Below are 24,263 nucleotides of genomic sequence, written 5' to 3' on the forward strand. Positions count from 1 at the left end.
GGGGAGGGGGTAGAGTTCTATCGTTTTGCTTATTCAATTATTCCGATCAATTCGCCTACCGGATATTCCTCTCCATCGGCCTGGATGATGATCTTCAGCTTTCCACTTGCCGGCGATTCGACTTCCTGCGTCGATTTTTCGTTTTCGAGCGCGTAGATTTCCTGACCTGCGGTAACGTCCGCGCCATCTTCGACCAGCCATTCCGCCAGAATGCCCGATTCCATGCTGAATCCCAATTTGGGTATGCGAATTTCTGTTGCCATAGTAGTTTTACCCTAAAATCTTGTGTACTTCACGTTCGACATCGTCCTGATTGAACAGCCAGGCGTTCTCGATCGCGGGTGAGAAAGGAACCGGCGCATAGCCGGATCCGACGCGGCCGACCGGGGCCTTAAGTTCTGAGAACAGTTCTTCGTGGATACGCGAAGAAATTTCTGCGCCCACTCCGAAATTTTTAACCGCTTCGTGGACCACGACCGCTGCTTTGGTCTTGGCGACGCTTTTTAGTACCGTTTCTTCGTCAAACGGGGCGATCGTCCGAAGATCGACGATTTCGCAGGAGATACCATCCTTGGCAAGATTGTCTGCGGCGCCGTGGCATCTGCTGATGCTGCTGCCGTAGCCGATCAGCGTAATATCCGTGCCTTCGCGAGGAATGGATGCCTTGCCCAGTGGTACCACGTGATCCGGCTCAGGGGCAGGGCCCTTGACGAAATAACCAGGCGTATTCTCGATGAAGATTACCGGGTTCGGATCCATGATCGAGGAATAGAGCAATCCATAGGCATCGGCAGGATTGGAAGCAGCCACGACCTTTAGCCCGGGCACGTGGGCGAGCCACGCCTCAAGCATATCACTATGCTGGCCGCCGAGACCGGTGCCCGCACCTGTGGTCGTGCGAATGGTCAACGGTACGGAGGTTTGTCCGCCGGACATGAAGCGCAGCTTGGCCGCGTGATTGACAATCTGGTCCATGGCAACGGTGATGAAATTCATCAGCATGATTTCTGCAACTGGTTTGTAGCCAACCATTGCAGAACCAACCGCGGCGCCGACAATCGCCTGCTCGGAAATCGGGGTCGAACGCACGCGGTCGGTACCGAATTTTTCGGACAGGCCCAAGGTTACTTTGAACACGCCCCCGCCTTGCTCGTCGGCAATATCTTCACCCATAAGGATGACTTTGGGATCGTCGGCCATCGCTTTGGCCATCGCCATGTTGCAGGCTTGGGCGAACATGATTTCTTTTGGTTTCTGCGCTGTATCGGTCATGCTGCTATCTCCACGTCCAGAACATCGATGCGATATTCCTCACCGGGAGGATAAGGGGCATCAAGCGCGAACTGTGCGGCCTCTTCTATGATTGCTGCATTTTTGGCTTCAATCGCAGCGATATCCGCTTCTCCAACCTGCATATCGAGCAGTTGCTGGCGCAGGATCGGCATCGGATCATCCTTTTTGGCCTGCTCCATTTCCTCTTTCGGAATATAATGGCTGGTGTCGCCCAGCAAATGGCCGTGGAATCGGAAGGTCATTGCTTCAATCAGGGTGGGGCCATGGCCTGCTCGTGCATATTCGACCGCCTCTTTCGCCGCCGCATACATTGCGCTGGCATCATTGCCGTTGACCTGTACCGAGCGCAGGCCGAGGCCTTCTCCGCGCTGTTTGATGGAATCCGAACTGGTAGCAAAAGACATCGGGGTGTGCTCGGAATATAGATTGTTCTGGCACAGGAAAATGACCGGCAGTTTCCAGATCTGGGCCATGTTGAGCCCTTCGTGGAAGGCTCCGATATTGGTCGCTCCGTCGCCGAAGCAGCAGACCGTGACCTTGCCATCCTTGTCGAGCTGGCTGGCCAGCGCTAGCCCATTGGCAATTGGAATGCCCGAACCGACGATGCCTGTCGTAACCATCACCCCGGTTTCGGGATGGGTGATATGCATCGGCCCGCCTTTACCCTTGCAGGTGCCGGCCATTTTACCGGCAAATTCTGCCCACAGGTCTTTGGAGGGAATGCCCTTGGCAAGTTGATCATGCAGTCCGCGATAAATCGTAACCAGATAATCCTCTTTGTTTACTGCTGCCATCATGGCCGCAGAAACCACTTCCTGGCCGCGTACGGGATAATAGACAATTTGCAGCTGACCGGCTCCGATCATCTGGCGAAACTTGATGTCCGACTGCATGATAAGGTCGGCGCGGGTGAAAATATCTATAAGGACGTCTTTGTCTGCCATGTCAGTATTGGCCAAGGCTTTGCTCCTTTGTAATTGCGGCCCTCGGGTGGGGACGCTTTCTCTGAAAACTTCATAGCGGGAGAGGACCGGCCCGCCACTATTGTTATAGGGAGTGAGCCACGAATATTCGACGCCTTGTCTATCATATTTGCTGGCCAGGCTGTGATAGAAAAGCACGGAGCATGGCCGAGAAACCCGCGGGCAAGCTGGCTGCAATCGATATTTTCAATCCCTTAGCTATCAAAGGTGGCAGTTCGTCCGGGCGAAAGAATCCGTCTAACAAGCTCCCAAGTCTTCCAACGGAGAGAAAAAATGACCGATAACAGGCAATGGCTGATCAATGGCCGCCCCAAAGGGCGTGGGCTGGTGGATGATGATTTTAAGAAAGTTATCACCGAAGTGCCTGAATGTGCTGAAGGTCACGTGTTGGTGAAAAACGAGATATTGGGTTTCGATCCGGCACAAAAAGGTTGGATGGAGAATATCGGCGGTTATGTCGCACCGACCGAAATCGGTGAAGTTATGCGTGCATCCGGAATCGGAACCGTAGTCGAATCGCGGCATCCTGACTTTGCGACAGGAGATAAAGTCATGGGCATGTTGCGCTGGCAGGATTATGCCCATGTTCGCGGCAGCGAGTTGACCAACGTTCCCGATGACGAATTGTTGGCTGCCAATCTTGGGGCGCTCGGTACCACCGGCCTGACCGCCTATTTTGGTCTTTTGAAACATGGCCGGCCCCAGCCAGGCGATACAGTTGTCGTGTCCGGCGCGGCGGGCGCGACCGGTTCGATGGTCGGGCAGATTGCGAAAATTGCTGGCTGTCGGACGATTGGCATCGCTGGCGGTGATGAAAAATGCACATGGCTGACTGAGGACGTCGGCTATGACGTCGCCATCGATTATAAGAATGATGACGTGCGTGCGAAGTTGAAAGAACACTGTAGCCAGTCGATCAATGTCTTTTACGACAATGTCGGGGGCAAAATCCTCAATGATGCACTCGCGCATCTGGCGATGCACGCCCGTGTTACGATTTGCGGGGGAATTTCGCGCTATGAGAAGGGCGACATGCCAGCCGGGCCAGAAAATTACTTCAACCTTATTTTCAAGCGGGCCAGCATGTCGGGCTTCATCGTGAACGACTATGCGAGCGAATTCCCGGAAGCGCGGAAACGGATGCGACAGTGGATCAAAGAGGGCAGGATTACCTTCAAGGAAGATATCCAAACCGGCTTTGATAATATTCCTGCAACATTGAATCGCCTGTTCGCTGGCCAGAATTTCGGCAAGCAGCTGTTACGCCTGGATTGATGCCGCAGATGCTATCGCTAGTTAAATGCACAGTGCCCGCATCATTTAGGCTGGCATATGACGCTGTTGTTACGAGAGGTTAGGTCATGAGCGAGCTGGAAAAATTCCGTGCAGAAGTGCGGACTTGGCTGGATGAAAATTGCCCAGAAGAAATGCGCGATGGTGATATTACCCCCGAAAATCAGTGCTGGGGTGGTCGCCAATGGGAATTCCAGTCCGAGGCACAGAAAGTCTGGTTCGAGCGTGCGCTGGCCAAAGGCTATACCGTACCAACCTGGCCCACGGAATATGGCGGCGCGGGCCTTTCTGTTGAAGAGGCCAAAATTCTCGACGAAGAGCGGCAAGCCATCAACGCACGGAAACCGCTGAGCAATTTTGGCATATCGATGCTTGGCCCTGCTTTGCTTGCTTATGGTACGCATGAGCAAAAAGCACAGCATTTGACCGCGATTGCCAGGGGCGAGATTCGCTGGTGTCAGGGCTATTCCGAGCCCGGGGCCGGATCGGACCTTGCCTCGCTCAAGGCGAAATGTGAGGACAAGGGCGATCATTGGTTGATCAATGGCCAGAAAATATGGACGTCCAACGCCGACATATCGGACTGGATTTTCTGTCTGGTGCGGACCGATTTCGAGGCACCGAAACATCGGGGGATCACGTTCATCCTGATCGATATGGCAAGTGAAGGCATTAGCGTGAAGCCAATTGTCCTGATCTCCGGGCATTCGCCATTTTGCGAAACGTTTTTTGATAATGTGAAAGTTCCGAAGAATTACGGGACTGACAATCCCTCCGTGGTCGGAAAGGTCAATCATGGTTGGGATGTCGCTAAAAATCTGCTGGTGCACGAACGCGGCATGCTCGGCACCATGTCACCGCTGCGGGGAACAACCGGTCCGGCAAGTCTCGGCAAATATGCTGCGGAAAAAATTGGACTGGACGTAACCGGACGCCTTGATGATCCTGCCCTTCGTCAGCGGATCGCGCAGGCCGAGCTCGACAATTGGGCCTATGATCTCACGGTCGCGCGACTAACCGACGAGGCCAATGCCGGCAATGGGCTGGGAGCCAAATCATCGATGCTGAAATATGTGGCCTCGGAACTTACCAAATGTGGCACCGAATTGCGTATGGACATCGAGGGAACCTCTGCCGCAACGATTGGAGCCGATGGGATCGAATATGGCAGTCTCGCCAATAACTGGCTTTATAACAGGGCTTATTCGATCCTCGGCGGTACCACTGAAGTTCAGTTCAACATCATTTCCAAGCGCGTCTTGGACTTGCCTAGCCAATAGGACGAATATTTCATGCCGCTGATACTTAACGAAGAACAGGAAATGCTGCAGGATGCGGCAAAAGGCTTCCTTGCAGAAAAGGCCCCTGTATCCGCTTTTCGCAACGTGCGTGACAACAAGCCCGCCGATGGGTTTTGCCGCGAGCTATGGACGGAAATGGCGCAAATGGGATGGGCCGGAATTATCGTGGATGAGGCGCATGGTGGTAGTGGTTTCGGCTATGTGGGTGCCGGAGTGCTGGCCGAGGAAATGGGGCGTAACCTTACTGCGTCACCTTTTTTTTCTACCTCCGTTCTTGGCGCTACCGCGATTCAGCAATATGGAACGGAAAAGCAGAAAGACGAAAATCTTGCGGCGATCAGCGGGGGGGATATGCTTTTTGCGCTGGCGGTCGACGAAGGGCCACGGCACAAGCCGGACCATATCGCTTTTTCAGCCCAGCCAGCCGGCAACGGTTTCATACTTTCCGGTACAAAGACTTTTGTTGCCGATGGGCATGTCGCCGACAAGCTGATCATCGCGGCCCGGACATCAGGCGACGAAGGCGATACGGCGGGCATCACCCTGTTTCTGGTCGATGCCAATGCTCCGGAAATCACGCGTGTGCACACGCCGATGGTCGACAGTCGCAACGCCGCCAATATTTCGGTAGAGGGTCTGGAAGTGACCGGCGATGATATATTGGGTGAGCTTGATCGCGGTTACGCCGCGCTGGAAGGCGTCTTGTCCGCGGGCCGCGCCGTTCTGAGCGCTGAAATGTCCGGTTCTGCCCAGCAGGTGTTCGGGATAACCACCGACTATCTCAAGGAACGTGAACAGTTCGGGCAGAAAATTGGTTCTTTTCAGGGATTGCAGCACCGGGCGGCCCATCTGGCAACCGAAATTGAAATGATGAAATCGGCGGTGCTGAAATCACTCAAGGATCTTGATGAGGATTTTGACAATGCCGACATGACCTGTTCCCTGGCGAAAGCCAAGACGGGTCAGGTTGCGCAGCTTGCGACAAAGGAAGCGATCCAGATGCACGGCGGGATCGGGGTAACCGATGAATATGATGTAGGGCTGTATTTCAAGCGAGTCCACGTTGCCCAGCAGATGTTTGGCGATGCCGGATTCCACTGCGACCGTTGGGCAAGAAATTCTGGCTATTGATTCCGTGTGGCGCGGCTTAAATGTCGCGCACCGTAATATTGGATGGTCCAAAATGCGCGGTCATCTTGACGACTTTTCCCGCATCGTCAAATTCGAAAATATCGATGACATCGACGATCAGAAGTTTGTTTGCCGGCTGCTTGATTTCGGCGCGAAACGGGAAGGCCGCGGCTTTGGCAGAAATGCGGACCGGTCCGGTCAGTTCGACCTTTGCGCCGTTGGAAAAGGCAGCGGTATAAAATTGCAGGATATCATCCCCCCGCTTCGGTTCGGTACCGACCGGGTCTTCGACCGCGGCATTATCGGCATAAATATTCGTTGCCGATTGCATATCGCCAGTGTTGATTGCGGCCAGATACTGGTCAACGATTTTTTTCATATGGTCCGGGGTGAGCATCAAGCGTCCTTTCGCTTTTGTTTGCACCTGAACTAGATTGCTACGGCGGGGTAGACTTCTGCCGAATTTGATAGGGAGATGAATATGTCGGGTCAGTTGACGGGAAAGGTTGCAATCGTGACGGGTGGTGCATCGGGTATTGGTGCTGCGACTGTGCAGCGTTTTGTAGAGGAAGGTGCCAAGGTTCTTTCCACCGATGTACAGCAGTCGCTTGGCCAGTCTACTGCCACCGAGGCGGGGGCGCAATTCATGAGTCAGGACGTGTCCCGGTCCGAAGATTGGGATCGGGTGATAGATCGAGTTCGGAGTGAATTCGGGCGTCTCGATATTTTGGTCAACAACGCAGGGATTGTCATCGGGAAAAATATCGAGGCAATCGAACTGGACGAATGGCATCATTTGCTCGAAATCAATCTCACTGGTGTGATGCTCGGATGTCAAAGGGCCATCGCCGCGATGAAAGAAAACCCTGGCGGTTCTGCCGGTTCGATCATCAATATCGCATCGACAAGTGCTTATGCGGCGCTTCCGGGGGACGTAACCTATACCGCGTCGAAAAGCGCAGTGCGGATGCTGTCCAAATCTGTAGCCGTCCACTGCGCGCAAAATGATCTGAATATCCGATGCAATAACCTGATTCCCGGCGCGACCCATACCGCTATCATCGACAAGGCTGCCGAGGCGGTGCCCGATATGGTCGCAATGGCTGCCACCATGTCGCCGATGAACCGGATCGGGCAGGGCAGTGATCTGGCTGGCGCTGCCGTATATCTTGCCGGTGATGACAGCAGCTTCGTCACGGGTAGCGATCTGCTGGTTGATGGCGGGATGCTTGCCGTACATCCGGGCTACTGAACGGGTCTGTCCTAGCCGTTTTGGCAGTTATGAGCGGCCCGCTTTCCCCCTTATAGTATTCGCAGAAAAGGGAGAATGTTTCGTGAATGCTCAGCCGATTGCCGATAATCTGTTCACTGCGGACATGGGCGCGCTAGTGGGCGCGCGAAACAAGGAGACAGGACATATATTCTTTCCGCTCCCCCTGAATCCGAACGATGATATAGAATCAATTCCTCTGGCCACGCGTGGTACGGTCTGGACTTATACGGTCCAGCGTTTTCCGCCCAAACCCCCCTATATAGGGCCAACCGATCCGGAAAAATTCAAACCCTATGTGGTCGCCTATGTCAGCCTGCCGGGCCAGACGATGGTGGAATCGCGCTTGACCGGTATTGAGCCGGAAGATGTTAAAATTGGCATGGAAGTAGAGTTTACAGTGATCCCGCTGGATCCTGATGCACCGCCGGAAGAGCAATTGCTCATCCATGCCTTCAAACCTGTTGAGGGAGAATAATCATGTCAGACGTTTGCATCGTAGGGGCAGGCATTCACCCTTTTGGCCGGACCGAAGGGCGTGACGGCATGGATCAGGGTATTTTTGCCGTTAGGCAGGCACTGGCTGACAGCGGGATCGAATGGAAAGATGTCGAATTTGCTTTTGGTGGTTCTGCGGCTTCGGGCAGCGCGGACAATATGGTGTCCCAGCTCGGCCTGACCGGCATCCAGTTCATCAATGTCTCCAATGGCTGCGCGACTGGCGGATCTGCTCTCAACGCTGCGGTGAGTGCGATCAAGTCGGGCGAATATGAAATGGGCATGGCGGTCGGTTTTGACAAACATCCGCGCGGTGCTTTCAATGCCGATCCGTCCGCTTACGGACTGCCAAACTGGTATGGCGAAGCCGGCTATATGCTGACCGTTCAGTTTTTCGGCGCCAAGATCATGCGCTATCTGCACGAACATAATATCAGCCGTGAAACGCTGGGGCGGGTCGCCGAAAAAGCGTTCCGCAACGGGGTGAAAACCGATCACGCCTGGCGACGGAGTGAAGTGGATCTGGAAACGATCATGAACGCGCCGATGATCTGTGATCCGCTCACGAAATATATGTTCTGTTCGCCGGCCGAAGGGGCTGTGGCGCTCATTCTGGCTAGCGAGAAGAAAGCAAGGGAACTGGGGGTTCCCATCATCCGGCTGAAAACTTCGGTGATGCGTACGCGGCCCGCCGGATCTTTCGAAGTGTTTGCCGCTTCGATCGATAACGAGCGGGGTGGCACGGCAACCGAGATCGCGTCCAAGGCTGCCTTTGAACAAGCCGGAATGGGACCCGAAGATATCGATATCGCGCAATTGCAGGATACGGAGTCCGGTGCGGAAATCATGCATATGGCGGAAAACGGTTTCTGCAAACCGGGCGAACAGGAGCAATGGCTGCTCGAAGGGCGTAGCGACATCACCGGTGCATTGCCGATCAATACCGATGGTGGTTGCCTTGCCTGTGGCGAACCGATCGGTGCGTCGGGTTTGCGGCAGGTCTACGAGAATGTCGTGCAACTGCGCGGTACGGCGGGCGCGCGGCAGGTCCAAGGCGATCCGAAAACAGCTTATACACAAGTCTATGGTGCGCCGGGCGTATCTGCCGTAACGATTCTCCAAAGATAGGAGATTCGATGACCAAAGATATTAGCGCCGAGGCGCATGACATGGCTGAACGGGTTGAGAAATTCGTTCGCGACAAGATTTTTGCTTTTGAAAAAGACGAGCGTTGCGAGGACCATGGTCCGACCGACGGTCTGGTGCAGGAAATGCGGGCATTGGCCAAAGAGGCCGGCGTTCTGACACCACATATCCGTGAGGATGGCAGCCATTTGACGCATCTGGAAACGGCGCTGGTTTTGCGCAAGTCCGGATTGTCGCCTTTGGGGCCGCTCGCGGTGAACACGTTCGCACCCGATGAAGGCAATATGTATCTGCTCGGCAAATGCGCGTCGCCAGAGCAGAAGGAGCGATTCCTGGAGCCGCTCGTATCCGGACGGGAACGCTCAGCCTTTTTCATGACTGAACCGGCCAGTGAAAATGGCGCGGGTTCCGATCCGATGATGATGCAGACGACCGCAGAACAGGATGGTAATCACTGGGTGATCAATGGTCGCAAGACGTTCATCACCGGTGCCAAGGGTGCGAAGGTCGGGATCATCATGGCCAAGTCCGCCGAGGGTGCGACCATGTTTCTGGTCGACCTGCCGGATCCGGCGATCAAGATCGAACGTGTGCTGGACACGATCGACAGCTCGATGCCGGGCAGCCATTCGGTTGTGCAAATCGATAATCTCCGGGTTCCCGCCGACCAGATGCTCGGCGAGAGTGGGGAAGGATTCAAATATGCGCAGGTGCGGCTGGCACCAGCCCGTCTGACCCATTGCATGCGCTGGCTTGGCAGTTGTGACCGGGCGCAGGAAATCGCGACCGACTATGCGTGCAAACGGCAGGCATTCGGCAAACCGCTGATCGACCACGAGGGCGTTGGATTCATGCTGGCGCAGAACCAGATTGACCTGAAACAGGCCGAGCTGATGATCGACTGGTGCGCTCGGGTACTCGATACAGGCGATTTGGGAACCACCGAAAGCTCGATGGCGAAGGTCGCTGTTTCCGAAGCCTTGTTCCGTATCGCCGACAATTGTGTGCAGGTCATGGGCGGCACCGGCCTCAGCAAGGATACTGTCGTCGAACAGGTGTTCCGCGAAGTGCGCGCATTCCGCGTCTACGACGGGCCAACCGAGGTCCACAAATGGTCGCTGGCCAAGAAAATCAAGAAATCACATAAAATCGCGAATGAAGGATAAACTATGACCACGAACCGCAAATTCACGCTCGTCAGCCGACCGGTTGGCGAACCCAAGGAAAGCGATTTTGCGCTGGTCGAAGAAGATGTACCGGAAATTCCCGAGGGCGCCTTTCTGGTGCGCAATCACTATATCTCGCTTGACCCGGCCCAGCGTGGTTGGATGAGCGATGCCGAAAGCTATATGCCACCCATCGCGTTGGGCGCGGCGGTTACAGCCAGTACGGTTGGCCGGGTCGCAGAATCCAGAAACCCTGACTTCCCGGTTGGACAATGGGTTGTCGGTCTCGGTGCGATGGAAGAATATTCGGTCGTGGAAGCTGGCGGTTTCACATCGCCGGTGGATGCTTCGCTGGTCCCGTCGCCGACCAATTTCTTGTCGGTGCTGGGCGCGGTCGGGATGACGGCCTATTTCGGTATGATCGACGATGGCCAGCCCAAGGCCGGCGATACCTTGCTGGTGACGGGCGCTGCTGGCGCAGTTGGTTCGCTGGTCGGCCAGATTGGCAAGATCAAGGGTTGCAGGGTTGTCGGTATCGCTGGCGGTGCCGAAAAATGCGCCCGGCTGATCAATGACTATGGCTTTGATGCAGCGATTGACTATCGCGGCAAGAGCCAGGCGGACCTTGAAAAAGAAATCGCTGAAGCGGCGCCCGACGGCGTCGATATCATCTGGGAAAATGTCGGTGGCGAGATTCTCGACGCAGGGATTACCGCGATCAATGAATATGGCCGCGTCGTATTATGCGGATTGATCAGCGAATATAACAGCCCGGAACCGGTCGGAATCCGCAATCTCTGGTATCTGATCTCGCGGCAAGCAACGATCAAAGGGTTTCTGGTTCGCGATTATCCGCCGCGCTTTGCCGAAGGCATCGCCGAAATGGGGCAATGGCTCGCCGAGGGCAAGATCAAGCATGATGAGGATATCGATAAGGGAATCGAGAATAGCTACGCGGCTTTCATGAAGCTTTTCTCTGGTGGCAATCAGGGCAAGATGATCCTTGATATTTCGCCTTCGGAATAAAGGGGGAACCGGAATGTCTGACAGCAAGCAACAGGTTCTGGACTTCATCGATGCATGGAACCGGCTGGATTATGATGCGATCTATGCTGCCATGGCGGACGATATTTTCTACCATAATATCCCGATGGAGCCCTGTGTCGGCATCGATGCGGTCAAAGCATTTTTTGACGGATCCGGCATGGGTTCCGACGGAGCGGAATGGATCGTGCACCATATAGTCGCCGAGGGTGATACGGTGCTGACCGAGCGTACCGACAAGTTCCGGATCAACGGGCAGTGGATTGCGATCCGCGTGATGGGCACGTTTGAAATGCTTGATGGCAAGATCGCGAAATGGCGGGACTATTTCGATCTTGCCGAATTCCAGAACCAGATGGCCTCCGCGATCAGCGGCGCTGCGTCCTGAGATGCGCCTGGCCCAGATCAAACAGGCCTGAATCAGGCGGGTTTGTAGAGCGCGCCATTATCAACCGGATATTCGCCCGCGGTCATGAAACGCGATTCATCGCTCGCCAGATATACACATAGGGCCGCCACATCATTGGGATGCCCCAGGTCTCCGAGCGGTATCATCCCCGTTTTCGGTGTTGCGTCACCATCTGCGCCGACCGATTCCTGTCGCACCATGGGAGTATCTATACCCGCCGGGTGAAGGCTGTTGCAGCGGATTGGATAATTTTGTTCCTTGCAATGTAACGCCACCGATTTGGTCATCGACCGCACTCCGCCTTTTGCGGCGCTATAGGCAACAAAGGGAGAATAGCCCTGCAACGCCGCCATCGAACTGAGATTGATAATCGAACTTGGCTGGTCATTGCTTTTCATTGCTTTGACGGCGCTGCGGCAGCCCATAAAAACGCCGTCGAGCATGATTGAAGTTTGCTTGCGGAACAGGTCAAGTGTGCAATCTTCTATTGTTGCGGGTATTACCAGGCCGGCATTGTTGACCAGGATATGCGGCGTCCCGAACGTATCAATTGTCGCCTCGAATATTTTATCCCAGCGTTGTTCGTCGACCACATCTTGCTGCAGGGCGACGGCGTTGGCACCGATCGCATCCGCAACTGTTGTGACGGCGTCCAAATCGATATCGGTCAGCACGACCCGGGCACCTTCTGCAGCAAATGACTCGCTGATCGCTTTTCCGAGACCGGAACCCGCTCCGGTCACGATGGCAATTTTTCCACTGAGGCGGCCCATTATTTCTCTCCCATGCTTGATGATTACATCTTCATAGGCATTGCGTTCCGGCTTCGCACCATCCCCATTTTCGTTAGGGACTGAATCCGATTTCTCCCGGAAAACGAGCAAATGTTGCGTAAAGAACACGCTTTTCCATATTTGCTATCAAATTGGCTAGCAGAGCCAGCCGGAACTCCCGCTTAAGACCCGAACATCGGAAAGGCGATGGAAAACCGCCATATTTTTATGACTGGGTTCGGTGCAAAGATACCGGACAAATTTGGGAGACAGCAATGACCACATATTCGTCGCGAAACAAATCCGGCTTGGCAAGCAAGACGGTCAAATCCCTATTATTGGGCTCCGTTACAACATTGGCCTTCGCGGGTCTGGCCGCTCCGGCTTCGGCACAGGAAGCGGATGAACTGGATGAAAGTCAGGTCATCACGGTTGTTGCACGAAAGCAGACCGAATCCTTGCAAGAAGTGCCAGTAACCGTGACCGCAATTGGCGGCGATACGCTGGATAAATTTCAGGTCAATGAAATTGCCGATGTGGTTAGTCGCGTTCCCGCTCTCAATGTTCAGGTCGGTGGTTCCGGTTCGGGAGGGCAGATCAGCTTGAGGGGTGTCGGATCATCCAATATTTCCGCATCATTTGACTCTGCCGTGGCCTTTGATTTCGATGGTGTTCAGGTCAGCACGATGCGGATCGTCCAGGCCGGCTTTTTTGACGTGGAGCAGATCGATATTCTCAAAGGCCCACAATCGCTGTTCTTTGGTAAAAGTGCTTCCGCTGGTGTTTTTGCCATTCGTTCCGCCAATCCGACGCGGGATTGGGAAATGGCTGGCAAGGCGTCTTATGAATTTGAGGAAAATGGCTACACTATCGGTGGTCATATTTCCGGCCCGATCTCCGATACGCTCGGCATTCGCGTAGCAGGACAATATCAGGATATTGAAGATTATGTGAAGGTCCAACCCGGTACACCGGCGTTCAATCCTGATGGCAGTATCAGAGACAGCCGGGGCCTGAGCAATTTTGTCGGTCGTGTAACCCTGCAATGGGATCCTTCTGATAATTTCAACGCAAATTTGAAACTGAATTACGTCAGCAACAGAAGCGATGGGGCCGATTCCCACACCGACATAAGCTGTGGCGCAAATGGCGTCGCCGATCCCGTTTACCTGTTGTCCGGTGCCGTGGTTATTCCATCCAACGCGAATTGTAATGCCACTGACGGTCTTTATGGCATGTCAGACGGTGCAGCAGCATTGGTCAGTAACGTGCCTACCGGCTCGGGCGGCGACAACACAAAGTTTGAAAACGGAACGCCATTTGGCAAGACGGATATTTTCTTTGGCCGATTGAAGTGGGACCTTGATCTGAGTGATACGCTGACATTGTCTTCTGTATCCGGCTATCTCAATCTGGATGCAGTCGATACCGACTGTTATGCCTATACAGGTCAGCTTGCGCCCGGTGTACCGGGCAACGCAGGTTGTAGTGATCCTGTAAACAAGACCGAGCAATTTACTCAGGAATTGCGCGTTACCAGTGACTTTGACGGCATGTTCAATTTCATGGTCGGTGCATTTTACGAAAATCGCGATATCGACTTCAACACCTCGCAACAGGGTGTGAATATTTCTTTTCTCGGGGCCGATCCGGTCACTGGCTTTACCTATGACTGGTATAAAAAACAGAATACCAAAACCGAAGCGCTATCGTTTTTCGCCAGTGCCACCCTGGATTTGACTGATCAGCTGCAATTTTCCGGAGGTGTGCGGTGGACCGATGAAAACAAGGTTTCGAGAATCAGCGTTCCTTACGTCCATTCGTTCCTGTCTGCGACGCCGGCCTTTATTAGCAGCGGCTTCTTCTCGGGCCCGATTGAATTTTCGGACTCTAATTTCTCGCCTGAAGCATCGATTAAATATCAGGCGACGCCCGATATCAACGTCTATGCGTCTTTCAAGACCGGCTTTAAATCAGGTGGTATTGACAACAGTGCGTTGCCATCCAACAGCCTACTTGGATTTAACGATCCGGATCCAGCTGTCCGCCAGGGAGTTGCAGACGCGCTGAAATTTGAATCCGAGACGGGATTGGGTGGTGAAGTCGGTGTTAAGACACAATTTGCGGATCGTACTGTCACGCTGAATACTTCGCTTTTCTATTATGTATTTGATGATCTTCAGGTTCAGAATTTCGATGCCGCAGCGGTTCAGTTCCAGACCTTTAACGCCAGCCAGCTTACCACGCAGGGTATTGATGTTGAATGGGGATGGCGCACGCCGATTGAGGGGCTGAACCTGTCCGGTTCGCTCGCCTATACGGATGCAGAATTTACCGCTCCCTTTGTCACGACATCGGGTGAAGACATCAATGGTCGGTCTGCAGCACGCGCGCCAAAATTCGCGGGCAATGCGGCATTTGACTGGACCGTACCCATGGGTAATGCACTGGAACTGGGTCTGAACGGCAACCTGCAATATAGCGGATCCTATTTCACCAACGAAGATTCCGCCAACGATCATAAACAGGACAGCTATGTATCGATTGATGGTTCGATTTCGGTCGGTGACCCGGATGGCAAATGGAAATTGTCGCTGATCGGTGTCAACTTGACCGACAAAATCTGGGTCAACACCAGCGCTGGTCGTCCGTTCCTCGAACCAGGCGTAGGTGATGATGAAGTCTGGACACAAAACCGTGGTCGTCAGGTCTTTGTCGAAGCTGCATTTAAATTCTGATCAACCTCCCGTTGATCTGGACTGGCCGGGACAGCATGCTGTCCCGGCCTTTTCTTTTGGCCGAACCGCGATAGCCATTGTGAGAGTGGCATCGGTCAGCGGTAAAAAGTTAGAAGACACGGGAAATCTATAGAAGGAGCGGATTTTATGGGACGTCTCGAAGGAAAAAAGGCCGTAATTCTCGGTGCTGCGGGGAAAGACAATATGGGGCAGGTCATCGCCAAGCGCATGCGCGATGAAGGCGCCGATGTTCTTGTTGCGGGCCGCAAGGAAGAAGAGCTGAAACGCTTTGCTAAGGAAATTGGCGGTCATTACGCCCTCTGCGACCTTACCAATGAAGCGGATATCAAAGCGCTGGCGGAATCAGCGAAGAATCAGATGGGCGGCGTCAATATCGCGATCAATGCGACAGGTCTGGGTTTTCTCAAACCTTTCCTGGAAAACACCAAGGAAGAACTCGAAGTGATGTCGGCTCTGCAGCTGGTCGGGCCGTTCCAATTCTATCAGGAGATGATCAAGGCAATGGATGACGGCGGATCGATCATTCAAATCAGTTCTGCGACCGCAACGATCATGCTCAACGATCATGCTGCCTATATGGGAACGAAGGCGGCGACCGACCATATCATACGATGCGTCGCCCATGAATTTGGTGAAAGGGGCATTCGGGCGAACAGCATTTCGCCTGGTTTGACCCGTACGCCAATGACCGCAGGGGTTGATCAGGTGCCGGGACTGGTGGAGTCATTTGAGGCGCGCTATCCGCTCGGACGGATCGGCACCAGCGAGGATATCGCTGCGGCGGCGGTCTTTCTCGCCAGCGACGAATGTTTTATGACCGGAGAAAATCTGCAGGTAAATGGCGGTCTGTGCCTGCGTGGTAATCCGACCCGCAAGGATCAGGAGCTGATGATGGGTGCTGTCGCTGCCGCGTCCTGAGCAAGATCATGCGAAGGTTGGTCATTAGGACCATCCTTCGCATCTTATGATCGATTAAACGTCGAGATTGGCAACGTTCAGAGCATTGTCGACGATGAACTCGCGCCTGGGTTCCACGACTTCGCCCATTAATTTGGTGAAGATGTCATCGGTCACGTCGGCCTGTTCGACCGTTACCTGCAGCAGCGAACGCACTTCGGGATCGAGCGTCGTTTCCCAAAGCTGCTCCGCGTTCATCTCGCCGAGGCCCTTGTAGCGGGAAATCGCGAGGCCCTTGCGGCCTGCCGCCATGACGGTATCGAGCAATTCGGAGGGGCGGGTAATCAGCGTGCCATCGGAATCGATGCCATCATCATCTCCGGAGTCCGTGTTGCCCACAGCCGATTTCACCAGCCGGCTGCCGCTGTTATAGGTCGTGCTTTCTTCGGAGGCGAGGCTATGGAGTTTGCGGGCTTCCGCGCTTTCCAGAAATTTGGCTTCGATGATATGGTGATCAGTGACCCCGCGCCAGAAGCGCTGGAACAGATAGCCGCCTTCTTCCGAAACCTGACCGGACCAGCGACCTTCCTCGTCCACCTTGTCCATCCATGCGGCTGTTGCATCGACGGCGGCCTGACGTCCTGCCTGCCCGTGATCGGGATTGAGAGCGCCGGTCAACGCCATGCCCTCGACAATAGTGCTGTCATAGCGCCGGGGCACATAAGCCATCAGGCTGCGCATCCTCCGGGCATGTTCGATCAGACCGCGCAGGTCTTCACCACTCCGCGCCCCTTCGCCGGTTTGCAGGACCATGCCGTTCAACCCGGCATCGACCAGATATTGGTCAAGCGCATTGTCGTCCTTGAGATAGACTTCGCTCTTGCCCTTACCGACCTTATATAGCGGTGGCTGTGCGATATAGAGATGACCGTTTGTGATTATCTCCGGCATCTGGCGATAGAAGAAGGTCAACAGCAAGGTGCGGATATGCGCGCCGTCGACGTCAGCATCAGTCATGATCACGATCTTGTGATAGCGCAGCTTTTCCAGATTGAAATCGTCGCGGCCAATGCCGGTTCCCATTGCCTGGATTAGCGTGCCGACTTCCTTGGAGGACAGCATCCGGTCAAAGCGGGCGCGTTCGACGTTGAGGATCTTGCCCTTCAGCGGCAGAATCGCCTGATACATGCTGTCGCGACCCTGTTTGGCCGAGCCACCAGCGGAGTCCCCTTCCACCAGGAACAGCTCGCATTTGCTCGCGTCTTTCTCGCGGCAATCGGCGAGCTTTCCGGGTAGCGAAGCAATGTCCATCGCGCCTTTGCGCCGGGTCAGTTCGCGCGCCTTTTTCGCGGCTTCGCGGGCAGCGGCGGCGTCGATCACTTTCTGGATCACCATCGCGGCATTTTGCGGATTTTCCTCAAGCCATTCGGCCAGCTTGTCCGCCATCAGGCTCTCCAGCGGCTGGCGCACTTCGGAGGAAACCAGCTTGTCCTTGGTCTGCGAGCTGAATTTCGGATCGGGCAGTTTGACCGATACGATCGCCGACAGGCCTTCGCGCATGTCGTCGCCGGTCAGTTTGACCTTCTCTTTTTTCAGCGCGCCCGAGCTTTCGGCATAATTGTTCAGCGTCCGGGTTAGCGCCGAGCGGAAGGCCGCCAGATGGGTGCCGCCGTCGCGCTGCGGGATATTGTTGGTGAAGCAGAGGACATTTTCATAATAGCTGTCGTTCCACTCCAGCGCGACGTCGATGATGACATCGTCGCGGTCGCCGTGAATGGCGATTGGCTCGGGCACCAGCGCAGTCTTGTTGCGGTCGAGAAATTTCACAAAAGCGGCGATGCCACCTTCATAAAACAGGTCGATTTCCTTCGCTTCCTCGTGCCGCTCGTCGCGCAGAAGAATGTGCACGCCGCTGTTCAGGAAAGCGAGCTCGCGATAGCGGTGTTCCAGCTTCTCGAAGTCAAATTGGGTGATTTTGAAGGTCGCGGGAGAAGGGAAAAATGTGACTTTCGTGCCCTTTTTAAATCCGGTTTCATTGTCCGCAACGGGGGCGTCGCCGGTCACTTCCAGTGAGCGCACGGCATCGCCAAACTCAAAGCGCATATTATGCGCCTTGCCGTCGCGCCAGATGTCCAGTTCCAGCCATTCCGACAGGGCGTTGACCACTGAGACGCCAACCCCGTGGAGGCCGCCGGAAACCTTATAGGCATTGTCGTCGGAGGTGTTCTCGAACTTGCCGCCGGCGTGCAACTGGGTCATGATGACTTCGGCCGCAGAGACGCCCTCTTCCTTGTGCATACCAACCGGAATACCGCGGCCATTATCCTCGACCGAGACGCTGCCGTCGGCATTGAGGGTGATCAGAATCAGGTCGCAATGACCGGCAAGGGCCTCGTCGATCGCATTGTCCGAAACCTCGAACACCATATGATGCAGGCCGCTGCCGTCATCGGTGTCGCCGATATACATGCCAGGCCGCTTGCGAACCGCATCCAGGCCCTTGAGAACCTTGATGGAATCCGCGCCATATTCGTTTTGATTGGAAGATTTGGAAGCATCTTCCGGCTTATCGCTATTGCTAATGTCACTCATGCCGCGACCATAGCCGCTGGAGCTGACAAACCCAAGGAAAATGTCGGATTTTTTGATATTAAAACCATTTAAAATCAATCGGTTATATTGGTTTCCGATTGTACGAAAAATATTACCACCAAGCCGTGATTATCAAAATGAATAGGGGCAAAAAACCGGGGGCAGATAAAGGCTTTTGAGTCTGCCGCGAAAAGCCCTTTGTACCGTCACGCCTTCGTGCAAAACAGGACGATTAATAGCGTTTTTCCGAACAATGAAGTCCAAAAAGGAACCAATTCATGACCAATCCAGCCGAAATCATCCCCTTTGCCAAGGCCATGGGAATCACCATCACGACGATGGACAAGGACAAGATATGTGGCGAAATGCTGGTGCGGCCCGACTTGTGTACCGCTGGCAACGGGCGCGGCAGTCCCAGCATCCACGGCGGCGCGGTGATGACCTTCGCCGATGTGCTCGGTGCATTCGGCGGCTTTGTCAATCTGCCAGAGGGATCGAACGGCACCACAACATCGGAAAGCAAGACCAATTTTCTCAATGCGGCACCCGAGGGCTCCATCGTCTATGGCGAGGCGACGCCGTTCAAGGTCGGCCGCCGCCAATCGGTCTGGCAGACCAGGATCACGCTGGAAGACGGGACATTGGTGGCGGTGGTGACGCAGACGCAGATCGTGCTGTGAGGGTTTGCTATAATATCCGTTCGTCCTGAGCTTGTCGAAGGACGCTGTGGATCGCGCAGGTGCTTCGACAGGCTCAGCACGAACGCCAAGCAAATAGGGCTGCGACCGGCGCGGCCCCGCGACACTTCCTGCCTCAATTTATTCGCAGCTTCCCAAAGGCCCCGCTTTTGCGCTAAACCACTGCCATGAACAGAACCCTGCTCACCGCATTCCTTTTATGTCTGGCCGCCACAGCCTGCTCCGAATCCACCAAGGTCAGCGATGATCTGGCCGAAAGCAGCGACTATTCGGAAAATCCGACCGGCCGGACTGAACGGACCGAGACCGGACCGACCGCCAAGCCCGTGCGTATCGGTGAAGGCGGTCCCCGCTTCGATGCCTGTCAATCGGTCGGCGAAGTCGGTCGCCATGTCAGCGGATCGCTGCCGGTGCTCAGCGCGCCCTTTGACGCCGCCGAAAAAATTGACAGTCTTTCCCCCGGCCAGATCGTCCATATCTGCACCCGCAGCATCGACCAGCAATGGTTCGGCATCGTCTATGACAAGCCGTCCGATCCGGCGAACAGCACACCAGTCGACTGCGGTGTCTCCTCTCCGGTGCGCGCCAAGCGCAATTATGACGGCCCGTGCAAGAGTGGCTGGGTCGAGAGCACTTATGTGGTGCTGGTGGCAGGTTAGTCTATCACGTGAGGACGTTAAAGCGCTAAGAGGTTGGTGATTGGGTAAGTTGCTCTGGATTGCCGCGTCGCTGCGCTCCTCGCAATGACGGTGATCTGACCACACCGTTGAAGGTCGGCGCGCCGACCTTCAAGCTCGGCCTCCGCTGTATCGTCGATAACCATCGCCCATAGCGCCTTCGCGTCTTCGCGTGAAAATCTTGTCCTACTGTTCAAAAGCACAAATCGCGCGGAAAGCAATTGCATCTCAAGCCGATATGCGGAATTAATCGCTTGATGAAACATATAGACCCCGCCCGCTATCTCGAGCAGCCCTTTGGCCAGCTCGCCGATCTGATCAACGCCCATGCGGTCAACCAGCCCGACCGGATCGCGCTGGATGACAGCGTGGAGAAGCTCAGCTGGGCGGAGACCGCGGCGCAGGTTAACCGGATTGCGGCGCAATTGCAGGCGGACGGGCTGCAAAAGGGGCAGGCGGTTGCAATTCTCGGGACCACCACGGTGCGCTATGCGCTTGCCTATCTCGGCGCGATTGTTGCGGGCGGCTGTGCGGCGCCGCTGACCACTTCGGCGACGCCGACGCAGCTGGCGAACATGATGGCGGACAGCGGCGCGATGCATCTGTTCATTGATAGCGCCAAGCGGGCCGAGTTGCTGGAGAGTGGAGAGGCTTTGCCGCCGCTCAAACATGTGATGCTTGATCAGGCCGTAGACGATGCGCCGGTGATGTCCGACTGGATGGCAAGCGAGGGCGCGACGCCCGCCGATCTCGGTGCCGGCCCGAGTGACCCCTATAATATCATCTATTCCAGCGGCACCACCGGCACGCCCAAGGGCATTGTCCACAGCCGCCAGATGCGCTGGTATCATGCGGCGGTGGGCGAGGGGACCGGCTATGGTCAGCCCGGTCAGGTCACATTGCTGTCGACGCCGCTCTATTCGAACACGACGCTGGCGCTGTTCACGCCGACCATTGCCTATGGCGGGACGATTGTTTTGATGGGCAAGTTCGATTGCCAGCGCTGGCTGGAACTGGCGCAGGAGCATCGCGCCAGTCATACGATGCTGGTGCCGGTCCAATATCAGCGGCTGATGGATTTCGAAGGCTTTGACGATTTTGATTTGAGCGCCATGACCCATAAATATTGCACCAGCGCGCCTTTCTCTGCGGAGCTGAAAGCCGAAGTGCTCAAGCGCATGCCTGGCGGGTTGATCGAGATTTATTCGATGACCGAGGGCGGCGTGGTCTGTCTGTTGCTGTGCCACGAGCATCCGGACAAATTGCACACGGTTGGGATTGCCTGGGGCGGCAGCGAGGTGATTACCGTCGACGAGCAGCTCAACCGGCTTCCGGCGGGCGAAATGGGCGAGCTGGTCGGACGGTCGCAGACGATGATGTCGGGCTACAAGAACCAGCCGGAGAAGACCGAGGAAGCCAGCTGGTATGACGAAAATGGCGATCGCTGGCAGCGGATGGGCGATATCGGCAAGGTCGACGAGGATGGTTTCATCACGCTGATGGGCCGGACCAAGGATATGATCATCTCGGGCGGCTTCAACATCTATCCGCGCGATCTGGAAGAAGCGCTGATGGCGCAGCCGGGTGTCGCCGATGCGGCCGTGATCGGTGTGGCCTCGCGGCAATGGGGCGAGACGCCGGTCGGCTTCGTCGTGGCGGATGCCGGTGTGACGCTGGATCTGGAGGCGCTGAAGGCCGCGACCAATGCGAATCTCGGCAAGACCCAGCGGCTCTCCGAACTGCGCCTGATCGACGAACTGCCGCGCAGCCATATCGGCAAGATTTTGAAGACAGAGCTGCGGGATATGGTCGAGGGATGAATTGTGCCCCCGCGCAGGCGGGGGTCCATCTCCCGATGTTGCGTTTGGACGGAATGGTTTTTGTTGGCGCAATGCCGCGGCCGGAGCGCTGAAAATAACCTGTCTCTGAGGGCGGGAGTTCTGGAGATGGGCCCCTGCCTTCGCAGGGGCACTGTCGGTATTTGGTGGAGGCAACCTAGTTTGAGGAGGGGCGTTATCCCGAAATGTTGATGACCTTTCTTGTCGTGGCGGTGGTGTCAGCCGCTCTGATCGCGGGCGCTCTCTGGGGTGTGTACGGGAAAATATCGAGCAAGACCGAAGGCTTTATCATTGCGCTCGCCGGGGGCGCGCTGATCGTCTCGCTGGTCAGCGAGCTGATCCAGCCGGCGGTCGAGCAAAGCAATCTCTGGGTCGGGCTCGGCGCGGTGGCGGCAGGCGCGACGGCTTTTTCCGTCGTCGATTACTGGATCGACGAAAAATGGGGCGCGGAAGGCGGCGGCGGTCTGCTGGCGGCGATCACGCTGGACGGCGTGCCGGAAAATCTGGCGCTCGGCGTGGCGCTGATCGGGGCAGCACCGATTGAAGTGGCGGCGCTGGCCGGATCGATCCTGCTGTCCAATCTGCCCGAAGCCGCTGGCGGCGCCAAGCAGATGGTCGGCAACGGACTGTCCAGAGGCAAGACGCTCGGCCTTTGGGCACTGACGGCGCTGATCCTGTCCGCCGCAGCCATTATAGGAAATTTCGCGCTGGAGAATGTATCCCCGCACGTGCTGGCCGCGACCCGCTGTTTTGCCGCCGGCGCCGTGGTGGCCTCGCTCGCGACCGAGGTTTTCCCCAAGGCCTATAAGGAAGACCAGCATATGGCCGGCGTTGCGACCGCGATCGGTGTGATCCTGGCGGTCTTTCTCGGCGAGCTTGCCGCGGCCTGAGGCGTGCCGGATTTTACTGCGACAGGAGACAAAGGCACTGGACTCGAATGGGGCGGCCCACTAAGCGGCTAAGCCATGTCCATAGCCCATGAAGAAACCATCCTGATCGTCGATTTCGGCTCTCAGGTCACGCAGCTTATCGCCCGCCGGGTGCGCGAGGCGGGAGTCTATTCCGAGATTGCCCCGTTCAACAGCGCGGAGGAGGCCTTTCACCGGCTGAAACCCAAGGGCGTGATCCTCTCGGGATCGCCCGCTGGTGTGCCCGAAGAAGGCAGCCCCCGCGCGCCGGATGTGATTTTTGAAAGCGGCGTGCCGATCCTCGGCATCTGCTATGGCCAGCAGGTCATGACGCATCAGTTGGGCGGCGCGGTGGAATCGGGTGAAAGTGGCGAATTTGGCCGGGCCTTTATTGAAATATCCGAAGAATGCGTTTTGTTCGATGGCCTGTGGAAAGTCGGCGAAAAGCATCAGGTGTGGATGAGCCACGGCGACAAGGTCACCGAATTCGCGCCAGGTTTCCGGATTGTCGCGACCACCGAAGGCGCGCCCTTTGCGCTGATCGCCGATGACGAGCGGCGCTATTATGGCACGCAGTTCCACCCGGAGGTTGTACACACGCCCGATGGTGGCCGGATGATTGCCAATTTCGTCCGCCATGTCTGCGGTTGCCTCGGCGACTGGACGATGGCCGAGTTCAAGGCCGCCAAGATCAAGGAAATTCGCGAACAGGTCGGGGACGGAAAAGTCATCTGCGGTCTCTCGGGCGGGGTCGACAGCGCGGTGGCGGCGGTGTTGATTCACGAGGCGATCGGCGATCAGCTGACCTGCGTCTTCGTCGATCACGGACTGATGCGGATGGGCGAGGCGGATCAGGTGGTGAGCCTGTTCAAGGGCCATTATAATATCCCGCTGGTCCACAAGAATGTCGAGGAACTCTTCCTCGGTGGTCTTGCCGGCGTCACCGATCCGGAAAAGAAACGCAAATTTATCGGCGCGACCTTCATCGATGTGTTCGAGGCAGAGGCCAAGGCGGTCGGCGGCGCCGATTTTCTGGCGCAGGGCACGCTTTATCCCGATGTGATCGAGAGCGTCTCGTTCACCGGCGGGCCGAGCGTCACCATCAAGTCGCACCATAATGTCGGCGGCTTGCCGGAACGCATGAACATGAAGCTGGTCGAGCCGCTTCGGGAACTGTTCAAGGACGAGGTCCGCGAACTGGGTCGCGAACTGGGCCTGCCGGAAATCTTTGTCGGTCGCCACCCGTTCCCCGGACCGGGTCTTGCGATCCGCATTCCCGGCGAAGTGACCAAGACCCGCTGCGATATCTTGCGCAAGGCGGACGCCATCTATCTCGAGGAAATCCGCAACGCCGGACTATATGACGCGATCTGGCAGGCCTTTGCCGTATTGCTGCCGGTGAAAACCGTCGGCGTGATGGGCGACAGCCGCACGTATGATAATGTTTGCGGCCTGCGCGCCGTGACCAGCACCGACGGCATGACCGCCGACGTCTACCCCTTCGACGCCAGCTTCCTGACCCGCGTATCAACGCGGATCGTCAACGAGGTGAAGGGGATCAACCGAGTGGTTTATGATTATACCAGC

General features: G+C 55.9%; 22 protein-coding genes. 16 read left to right on the top strand and 6 right to left on the bottom strand.

All coding sequences use genetic code 11. The annotated features are described in order from the left end of the window. Positions 1–29 precede the first annotated feature (29 nt). Genes ACN0VD_RS15030 through ACN0VD_RS15040 form a run of 3 tightly spaced genes read right to left on the bottom strand, consistent with a single transcriptional unit; the run spans position 30 to position 2,252 of the window. Positions 30–263: a biotin/lipoyl-containing protein gene (locus ACN0VD_RS15030; protein ID WP_417595692.1), complete on the bottom strand. Its 234-nt coding sequence runs from the start codon at positions 261–263 to the stop codon at positions 30–32. 7 nt (positions 264–270) lie between these two features. Further along, a complete protein-coding gene (locus tag ACN0VD_RS15035; protein ID WP_417595694.1) occupies positions 271–1,272 on the bottom strand; it encodes an alpha-ketoacid dehydrogenase subunit beta in 1,002 nt (333 codons plus the stop codon). Next, positions 1,269–2,252, bottom strand: a complete 984-nt coding sequence (locus ACN0VD_RS15040; protein WP_417595696.1) for a thiamine pyrophosphate-dependent dehydrogenase E1 component subunit alpha — start codon at positions 2,250–2,252, stop codon at positions 1,269–1,271. The genes ACN0VD_RS15035 and ACN0VD_RS15040 overlap by 4 nt, the downstream gene beginning before the upstream one ends. Positions 2,253–2,549: 297 nt before the next feature. On the opposite strand from ACN0VD_RS15040, the gene ACN0VD_RS15045 reads away from it, so the two are divergent. The 3 genes from ACN0VD_RS15045 (at position 2,550) to ACN0VD_RS15055 (ending at position 6,001) form a co-directional block, all read left to right on the top strand. Then, a complete protein-coding gene (locus ACN0VD_RS15045; RefSeq protein WP_417595698.1) occupies positions 2,550–3,551 on the top strand; it encodes an NADP-dependent oxidoreductase in 1,002 nt (333 codons plus the stop codon). 86 nt (positions 3,552–3,637) lie between these two features. Then, on the top strand, positions 3,638–4,849 hold the full coding sequence (locus tag ACN0VD_RS15050; protein WP_417595700.1) for an acyl-CoA dehydrogenase family protein: 1,212 nt from the start codon (positions 3,638–3,640) through the stop codon (positions 4,847–4,849). Between the two features lie 12 nt (positions 4,850–4,861). Then, the gene (locus ACN0VD_RS15055; RefSeq protein WP_417595702.1) at positions 4,862–6,001 is read left to right on the top strand and encodes an acyl-CoA dehydrogenase family protein; all 1,140 of its coding nucleotides are present in this window, start codon (positions 4,862–4,864) and stop codon (positions 5,999–6,001) included. Positions 6,002–6,017: 16 nt separating this feature from the next. Here the strand turns inward: ACN0VD_RS15055 and ACN0VD_RS15060 are convergent, their stop codons facing one another. Continuing rightward, a complete protein-coding gene (locus ACN0VD_RS15060) occupies positions 6,018–6,380 on the bottom strand; it encodes a nuclear transport factor 2 family protein (RefSeq protein WP_417595704.1) in 363 nt (120 codons plus the stop codon). Positions 6,381–6,482: 102 nt separating this feature from the next. Here ACN0VD_RS15060 and ACN0VD_RS15065 point away from each other — a divergent pair, with 102 nt between their 5' ends. The 6 genes from ACN0VD_RS15065 to ACN0VD_RS15090 all read left to right on the top strand — a co-directional run bounded on the left by ACN0VD_RS15065 (position 6,483) and on the right by ACN0VD_RS15090 (position 11,513). After that, complete coding sequence (locus tag ACN0VD_RS15065) at positions 6,483–7,253, top strand: SDR family oxidoreductase (protein WP_417595706.1); 771 nt, start codon at positions 6,483–6,485, stop codon at positions 7,251–7,253. A gap of 82 nt (positions 7,254–7,335) precedes the next feature. Then, positions 7,336–7,749 (top strand): Zn-ribbon domain-containing OB-fold protein, encoded by a 414-nt coding sequence (locus ACN0VD_RS15070; RefSeq protein WP_417595708.1) that lies wholly within the window; start codon positions 7,336–7,338, stop codon positions 7,747–7,749. A gap of 2 nt (positions 7,750–7,751) precedes the next feature. Further along, positions 7,752–8,897, top strand: coding sequence for a thiolase family protein (locus ACN0VD_RS15075; protein WP_417595710.1), 1,146 nt, complete (start codon positions 7,752–7,754; stop codon positions 8,895–8,897). Positions 8,898–8,905: 8 nt separating this feature from the next. Next, entirely contained in the window at positions 8,906–10,081 is a 1,176-nt protein-coding gene (locus ACN0VD_RS15080; RefSeq protein WP_417595712.1) for an acyl-CoA dehydrogenase family protein, read from the top strand. A gap of 3 nt (positions 10,082–10,084) precedes the next feature. Further along, positions 10,085–11,107 (top strand): NADP-dependent oxidoreductase, encoded by a 1,023-nt coding sequence (locus ACN0VD_RS15085; RefSeq protein ID WP_417595714.1) that lies wholly within the window; start codon positions 10,085–10,087, stop codon positions 11,105–11,107. Between the two features lie 13 nt (positions 11,108–11,120). Further along, positions 11,121–11,513, top strand: a complete 393-nt coding sequence (locus tag ACN0VD_RS15090; RefSeq protein WP_417595716.1) for a limonene-1,2-epoxide hydrolase family protein — start codon at positions 11,121–11,123, stop codon at positions 11,511–11,513. A 32-nt stretch (positions 11,514–11,545) separates the two neighbouring features. Here ACN0VD_RS15090 and ACN0VD_RS15095 read toward each other — a convergent pair whose 3' ends face one another. Further along, positions 11,546–12,436, bottom strand: a complete 891-nt coding sequence (locus ACN0VD_RS15095) for an SDR family oxidoreductase (RefSeq protein ID WP_417595718.1) — start codon at positions 12,434–12,436, stop codon at positions 11,546–11,548. 146 nt (positions 12,437–12,582) lie between these two features. Between ACN0VD_RS15095 and ACN0VD_RS15100 the strand changes: the two genes are divergently transcribed. Beyond that, the gene (locus tag ACN0VD_RS15100) at positions 12,583–15,045 is read left to right on the top strand and encodes a TonB-dependent receptor (RefSeq protein ID WP_417595720.1); all 2,463 of its coding nucleotides are present in this window, start codon (positions 12,583–12,585) and stop codon (positions 15,043–15,045) included. A gap of 147 nt (positions 15,046–15,192) precedes the next feature. After that, positions 15,193–15,984 (top strand): SDR family oxidoreductase, encoded by a 792-nt coding sequence (locus ACN0VD_RS15105; RefSeq protein ID WP_417595722.1) that lies wholly within the window; start codon positions 15,193–15,195, stop codon positions 15,982–15,984. A gap of 54 nt (positions 15,985–16,038) precedes the next feature. On the opposite strand, the gene gyrB is transcribed toward ACN0VD_RS15105, so the two are convergent. Then, entirely contained in the window at positions 16,039–18,555 is a 2,517-nt protein-coding gene (gene gyrB, locus ACN0VD_RS15110) for a DNA topoisomerase (ATP-hydrolyzing) subunit B (protein WP_417595724.1), read from the bottom strand. Between the two features lie 278 nt (positions 18,556–18,833). On the opposite strand from gyrB, the gene ACN0VD_RS15115 reads away from it, so the two are divergent. The 5 genes from ACN0VD_RS15115 to guaA form a co-directional block, all read left to right on the top strand. Continuing rightward, a complete protein-coding gene (locus ACN0VD_RS15115) occupies positions 18,834–19,235 on the top strand; it encodes a PaaI family thioesterase (RefSeq protein ID WP_417595726.1) in 402 nt (133 codons plus the stop codon). A gap of 185 nt (positions 19,236–19,420) precedes the next feature. Beyond that, positions 19,421–19,912: a hypothetical protein gene (locus ACN0VD_RS15120; protein ID WP_417595728.1), complete on the top strand. Its 492-nt coding sequence runs from the start codon at positions 19,421–19,423 to the stop codon at positions 19,910–19,912. A 275-nt stretch (positions 19,913–20,187) separates the two neighbouring features. After that, complete coding sequence (locus ACN0VD_RS15125; RefSeq protein ID WP_417595736.1) at positions 20,188–21,750, top strand: class I adenylate-forming enzyme family protein; 1,563 nt, start codon at positions 20,188–20,190, stop codon at positions 21,748–21,750. Positions 21,751–21,959: 209 nt separating this feature from the next. Beyond that, positions 21,960–22,658, top strand: coding sequence for a ZIP family metal transporter (locus tag ACN0VD_RS15130; protein ID WP_417595730.1), 699 nt, complete (start codon positions 21,960–21,962; stop codon positions 22,656–22,658). Positions 22,659–22,733: 75 nt separating this feature from the next. Beyond that, positions 22,734–24,263, top strand: a 1,530-nt coding sequence (gene guaA / locus ACN0VD_RS15135) for a glutamine-hydrolyzing GMP synthase (RefSeq protein ID WP_417595732.1), incomplete at its 3' end; no start/stop codon positions are given.

This window comes from Parasphingorhabdus sp. (assembly GCF_048267785.1).
Taxonomy (GTDB): domain Bacteria; phylum Pseudomonadota; class Alphaproteobacteria; order Sphingomonadales; family Sphingomonadaceae; genus Parasphingorhabdus.

Bases quoted from the DNA above. Each gene is read 5' to 3' on its own strand.
- ACN0VD_RS15030 (WP_417595692.1), bottom strand. From the start codon at position 263: ATGGCAACAGAAATTCGCATACCCAAATTGGGATTCAGCATGGAATCG.
- ACN0VD_RS15035 (WP_417595694.1), bottom strand. From the start codon at position 1,272: ATGACCGATACAGCGCAGAAACCAAAAGAAATCATGTTCGCCCAAGCC.
- ACN0VD_RS15045 (WP_417595698.1), top strand. From the start codon at position 2,550: ATGACCGATAACAGGCAATGGCTGATCAATGGCCGCCCCAAAGGGCGT.
- ACN0VD_RS15050 (WP_417595700.1), top strand. From the start codon at position 3,638: ATGAGCGAGCTGGAAAAATTCCGTGCAGAAGTGCGGACTTGGCTGGAT.
- ACN0VD_RS15055 (WP_417595702.1), top strand. From the start codon at position 4,862: ATGCCGCTGATACTTAACGAAGAACAGGAAATGCTGCAGGATGCGGCA.
- ACN0VD_RS15060 (WP_417595704.1), bottom strand. From the start codon at position 6,380: ATGAAAAAAATCGTTGACCAGTATCTGGCCGCAATCAACACTGGCGAT.
- ACN0VD_RS15065 (WP_417595706.1), top strand. From the start codon at position 6,483: ATGTCGGGTCAGTTGACGGGAAAGGTTGCAATCGTGACGGGTGGTGCA.
- ACN0VD_RS15075 (WP_417595710.1), top strand. From the start codon at position 7,752: ATGTCAGACGTTTGCATCGTAGGGGCAGGCATTCACCCTTTTGGCCGG.
- ACN0VD_RS15080 (WP_417595712.1), top strand. From the start codon at position 8,906: ATGACCAAAGATATTAGCGCCGAGGCGCATGACATGGCTGAACGGGTT.
- ACN0VD_RS15085 (WP_417595714.1), top strand. From the start codon at position 10,085: ATGACCACGAACCGCAAATTCACGCTCGTCAGCCGACCGGTTGGCGAA.
- ACN0VD_RS15090 (WP_417595716.1), top strand. From the start codon at position 11,121: ATGTCTGACAGCAAGCAACAGGTTCTGGACTTCATCGATGCATGGAAC.
- ACN0VD_RS15100 (WP_417595720.1), top strand. From the start codon at position 12,583: ATGACCACATATTCGTCGCGAAACAAATCCGGCTTGGCAAGCAAGACG.
- ACN0VD_RS15105 (WP_417595722.1), top strand. From the start codon at position 15,193: ATGGGACGTCTCGAAGGAAAAAAGGCCGTAATTCTCGGTGCTGCGGGG.
- gyrB (WP_417595724.1), bottom strand. From the start codon at position 18,555: ATGAGTGACATTAGCAATAGCGATAAGCCGGAAGATGCTTCCAAATCT.
- ACN0VD_RS15115 (WP_417595726.1), top strand. From the start codon at position 18,834: ATGACCAATCCAGCCGAAATCATCCCCTTTGCCAAGGCCATGGGAATC.
- ACN0VD_RS15120 (WP_417595728.1), top strand. From the start codon at position 19,421: ATGAACAGAACCCTGCTCACCGCATTCCTTTTATGTCTGGCCGCCACA.
- ACN0VD_RS15125 (WP_417595736.1), top strand. From the start codon at position 20,188: ATGAAACATATAGACCCCGCCCGCTATCTCGAGCAGCCCTTTGGCCAG.
- ACN0VD_RS15130 (WP_417595730.1), top strand. From the start codon at position 21,960: ATGACCTTTCTTGTCGTGGCGGTGGTGTCAGCCGCTCTGATCGCGGGC.